Source organism: Pseudomonas juntendi (assembly GCF_009932375.1).
Lineage (GTDB): Bacteria > Pseudomonadota > Gammaproteobacteria > Pseudomonadales > Pseudomonadaceae > Aquipseudomonas > Aquipseudomonas juntendi.
Map to the genome: position 1 here is coordinate 1 of NZ_BLJG01000360.1, position 3,796 is coordinate 3,796.

The 3,796-nt window shown below is 61.7% G+C and carries 5 protein-coding genes; 2 read left to right on the plus strand and 3 right to left on the minus strand.

From position 1 onward, the window contains the following. Positions 1 to 157: 157 nt before the first annotated feature. From GYA94_RS25900 to GYA94_RS25910, 3 genes are all read right to left on the minus strand, one after another. On the minus strand, positions 158 to 1,165 hold the full coding sequence (locus GYA94_RS25900) for an AI-2E family transporter (RefSeq protein WP_009683291.1): 1,008 nt from the start codon (positions 1,163 to 1,165) through the stop codon (positions 158 to 160). Positions 1,166 to 1,235: 70 nt separating this feature from the next. Further along, positions 1,236 to 1,523: a PsiF family protein gene (locus GYA94_RS25905; protein WP_161893384.1), complete on the minus strand. Its 288-nt coding sequence runs from the start codon at positions 1,521 to 1,523 to the stop codon at positions 1,236 to 1,238. 91 nt (positions 1,524 to 1,614) lie between these two features. After that, positions 1,615 to 2,505 (minus strand): esterase/lipase family protein, encoded by an 891-nt coding sequence (locus GYA94_RS25910; RefSeq protein ID WP_144189400.1) that lies wholly within the window; start codon positions 2,503 to 2,505, stop codon positions 1,615 to 1,617. A 123-nt stretch (positions 2,506 to 2,628) separates the two neighbouring features. On the opposite strand from GYA94_RS25910, the gene osmE reads away from it, so the two are divergent. Together osmE and GYA94_RS25920 are read left to right on the plus strand one after the other, a co-directional pair. Next, the gene (gene osmE / locus GYA94_RS25915; protein WP_009683294.1) at positions 2,629 to 2,970 is read left to right on the plus strand and encodes an osmotically-inducible lipoprotein OsmE; all 342 of its coding nucleotides are present in this window, start codon (positions 2,629 to 2,631) and stop codon (positions 2,968 to 2,970) included. Positions 2,971 to 3,017: 47 nt separating this feature from the next. Then, on the plus strand, positions 3,018 to 3,548 hold the full coding sequence (locus GYA94_RS25920) for a ferritin-like domain-containing protein (protein WP_009683295.1): 531 nt from the start codon (positions 3,018 to 3,020) through the stop codon (positions 3,546 to 3,548). The last annotated feature ends 248 nt before the right edge of the window (positions 3,549 to 3,796 follow it).

Here is a 3,796-nt window from a genome sequence, read left to right on the forward strand (position 1 = left end):
AAGCTACAAGCTACAAGCTACAAGCTACAAGCTACAAGCTACAAGCTACAAGCTACAAGCTACAAGCTGAGAGGTGTTAGTGCGTCTATAGGTGCTCAGCTTGCAACTTGCAACTTGCAACTTGCAACTTGTAGCTTGCCGCTTGCCGCTTGCCGCTTCAAACCAGCTCGGCCCGCTTCAGCTCACTTTTCAGGTAGGCATAGTAGATCGGCCCCGCCACCACCCCAGGCAGCCCGAACGCCGCCTCGAACACCAACATCGCCAGCAGCAGCTCCCACGCCTTGGCGCTGATCTGCCCACCCACGATACGGGCGTTGAGGAAGTACTCGACCTTGTGGATGACGATCAGGTAGCCCAGCGCCGCCGCCGCCACCCAGATCGACAGCGACAAGCCGACGATGGTGATCAGGGTGTTGGACATCAGGTTGCCGATCACCGGCAGCAGCCCCAGCAGAAAGGTCAGTACGATCAGGGTCTTGGTCAGCGGCAGGTGCACCCCGAACAGCGGCATCACCACTGCCAGGAATATGCCGGTAAAGGCCGTGTTCAGCAGCGAAATCTTGATCTGGGCGAAGACGATGTTGCGAAACGCCTGTACCAGCAGGGCCAGGCGCTCGAACAGTGCCGCCGCCAACGGCTTGCGCCGGGACACATCGGGAATGCGCTGCAAGGCAATGATGGCGCCGAGGATCATGCCGATCAGCAGCGTGACGAACATGTGCGCCATGCCCTTGCCGACCAGTTGCAGGTCGCTGAGGTGGCTTTTGATCCAGTCGCCGATGGCGACCTTGAATTCGGCAGCACTGGCGGGCAGGTAGGCTTCGATGAACGGCGGCAGCTGGCTGCGGGCCTGTTCGACCAGGGCCATGAACTTGTCCAACGAGGCGCCGGGGTTTTCCGCCTCGTGCAGCAGGAAGCTGAACGCGCCGGCAATCAGCAAGCTCAGGCTGAGCACCACCAGCGTGCCCAGCAGCGCCACCGCCAGCCAGCGCGCGCGTTGCCCGGCCAGCAAGGGTTGCAGGCGCGGGGTCAGCATGTTGACCAGTTCGAACACCAGCAAGCCGGCCAGCAGGCTGGGCAATAACTTCAGCGGCAAAGCCAGCAGCAGGCCGGCCATGACGATGATCAGGCTGGCCAAGGTAATCTGACGCGGGGTAAAGGTCATACAGCCTCGAAGGCAGACAGCGGGAATGCCCGCAGTCTGCCAGCCTTGACGGCGCAGGCATAGGCGCAGGTCACTTCTTCTTCAGGCAGTCACTCATGAACGCTTTGCGCTCGTCCCCCTTCAGGGCTTTGGTGGTGGCGTCGGCGTTGCAGGTTTTCATCTTTTCCTGTTGGGTTAGCGGGGCGCTCTTCTTCAGGCAGGTGCTCATGAAGGCCTTGCGCTCATCACCCTTGAGGGCCTTGGCGGTGGCGTCGGCATTGCAGGTTTTCATTTTTTCCTGCTGCGCGGTGTTGGCAGCGAAGCCTTGGGCGCTGAACATCAACGCCAGGGCCAGTAACGGGATGTGCAGCACTTTCATGGAGTGGTCTCCTGGGCTCCGTGCCCGATGCACGGGTGTCGAGGTGAGAGTGTAGCCAAGAATTTCAGCCCCCAGCCCCCCACATCCGCCGTTAAAGGCCTGCCGCCTTGAGCCGCGCGGCGTGTTCGGTGAACAGCCGCACCGGCTCGGCACCCCGCCCTACGGCGCCGAACTGCTGGTTGACGATATCGAGGTGGTCGAGCGGGTAATCGTCACCGATCACCTGCCCCAGGTGCGAGCTGAAGCGCCCCACCATACCGTCGCACTGGCCCTTTTCCCTGACGAAGCTGCGGGCGAACAGGCGGCAGAAACGGTTGCTGCCATCGAAGCGGTTGCGCCCCCGGTCGGTCAGCCCGGGCTGCAAGGTGCCGGACCATGAGTAATAGCGTACTCCGTTGACTTCATGGGCGCCTTCCCCGCCCCAGGTGGCCGGCAAGCCCTGTGGGTAAGCCTGGTTGAACAGTGCTACCCCGGCGCTGGTCAGCGACTGATGCGAGGCATGCACATCCACCGGCAACGGGTCGCGCCGCCAACCGGTTTCCAGCCACCCCAGCACCACGGCAAGGGCATGCAGCACCGCCCTCAGCATACGCCCCTGGGGCGAATCCCCCGGCGCCGTGCGTTGCAGGTGGTCGGCCAGCTCCGAGCCATGGTTGGGCCCGGCCACCGAGGTGACCGATGCCACCCTGGCTGGCCGCCTGGCGGCTGCATAACGCGCACTCAGGGCGCCTTGGCTGTGGCCGATGAGGTTGACTCTTGCAGCGCCTGTGCGCCTGCAGATGTCTTCGATGATGGTCAGCAGTTGCTCGCCGCGCACCTCACTGCTGTGCAGCGGCGAAACCTGTACCGGGAACACCTGCGCGCCCCCTTTGCGCAAGGCCGGGACAATGCCGAACCAGTAGGGATAGAACCCCGCCCGGACGAACCCGAGCATCCCGGGCACCAGTACCAAGGGGTATTGCGTGGCCAAATCCTGCTGCATTGCCCCTGACCCTTTGCGTGGAGGTTTGGCCAACCCTACAGCGGCTTTCGTGGGCATCGCAATCGAACTCCTGGCGCGCGCTGTTGTTCAAAACCACACAGACCCTTTGCAAGGAGCGGGACCATGTACAAGCAGACCCTGGCAATCCTTCTGGCAAGCGCCACCCTGGCCGCCTGCGGCAGCCGCCCGGAAAACCCGGTCGACTATGTCACCTACCGTGACGAACCGCTGGTCAAGCAGGTGGAGCACGGCATGACCATGCAGAAGGTCATCGCCATTGGCGGTAGCCCATCGAACGTGATCGACCTGCCGCACGGGGGCACCTGCAACGACTACATTCTTAACCACGATGGTAAGCAACAACCGTATTACGTGCGTTTCGACGCCACCGGCCATGTTGATGCCAAGGGCTTCAAAACCTGTAAACAACGCGAAGAAGACAGCGAGGCCGTTCACGGCGCGTAAGTCTCACCCTGCATGCCACGACCACCCTGATGCTTTTGGAGATGAACATGAGTGCTACAGAACTGACCGATGTAAAAACCCTGCGCGAACGTGCCCGCCAGCATGTTGAGCAAGGCGCTGTGACCGAGGGTTACCATGCCGACCGCGAACAGATCCTGCGCCTGCTGAACGAGTCTCTGGCGACCGAGTTGGTGTGTGTGCTGCGCTACAAGCGCCACTACTTCATGGCCAGCGGTATCAAGGCAAGCGTAGCCGCGAGCGAATTCCTGGAGCATGCCAACCAGGAAGCCGAGCACGCCGACAAGCTGGCTGAGCGCATTGTGCAGTTGGGCGGCGAGCCGGATTTCAACCCCGACAACCTGACCAAGAACTCGCACGCTCAGTATGTGGCCGGTAATTCCTTGAAGGAGATGGTGCTGGAAGACTTGGTCGCTGAGCGCATCGCAATCGACAGCTACCGCGAAATCATCCAGTACATCGGCGACAAAGACCCTACCACCCGCCGCATCTTCGAAGACATCCTGGCGCAGGAAGAAGAGCACGCAGACGACATGTCCGACTTGCTGCAAGGCTTGTAAGGACCAGGGGGCGCTTAGCGTAATACCAGTCAGTTAAGCGTTACTGGGGCTGCTTTGCAGCCCTTCGCGGGCACGCCCGCTCCCACAGGTTTGGCGCTGAAATCAAGACATGCGCGATTACCTGTGGGAGCGGGCGTGCCCGCGAAGGGTCGCAAAGCGGCCCCAAATTACTTAACCGACAGGCATTAGCCATAGCCTCGCGCAATTTCAAGGGGGCGGGTTCACCCGCGAAGAGGCCGGGCCTACCG